Here is a 625-nt window from a genome sequence, read left to right as displayed (position 1 = left end):
GTTATATTGACTTGAAGAGCCAATCGACTTTGAAAGCACATCGGTAACGCCGCCCGCTTCCATAATCGCCCTTACCGGACCTCCGGCAATAATTCCTGTTCCAGAACGGGCTGGTTTTAACAAAACATAAGACGACTTAAAAAATCCTTTTACTTCATGGGGAATTGTCCCATTTTTTACAGGAAGATGAATCATATTGCGTTTTGCCCTGTCGATGCTTTTGCGAATAGCTTCCGATACGTCGTTTGCCTTGCCAAAGCCGTAGCCGACTTTTCCCTTGCGGTCACCGATTACGGTAAGTGCCGAGAATGAAAAACGCCGTCCGCCCTTAACAACCTTGGCGGTTCTGTTAAGTTTAACAAGTTTTTCGATAAATTCTTTTTCGGCAGGCTCGCGATCGCCGCGATCTCTGTCACGTCCACGCCCGCGTCTTCCTCTGCCTTCGTGACGGACCTCCGCCGCAACTTCGACAGAATCCGTATCCACTGCGGAATCAGAGTTATCTTCGATATTTTCTTCTACTACTGTAGAATCTTCGATAATGTCTGTCGTTTTTGCCATCATGCCCCCTAGAAACTGATGCCCGCTTTCCGGGTTCCATCGGCTAAAGGCTTAACTATTCCAT

The 625-nt window shown here is 47.5% G+C and carries 1 protein-coding gene; it reads right to left on the bottom strand.

Annotated elements, in window-relative coordinates:
• A partial coding sequence (rpsE, locus tag ACYVTD_RS15440) for a 30S ribosomal protein S5 (protein ID WP_461248584.1) occupies nt 1-564 on the bottom strand: 564 nt, incomplete at its 3' end.
• Between the last annotated feature and the right edge of the window lie 61 nt (nt 565-625).

The sequence above is a fragment of the Treponema sp. R6D11 genome, from assembly GCF_054786075.1.
Note: the sequence above shows the minus strand (reverse complement) of the source record. Positions and strands in the feature narration are given on the sequence as shown.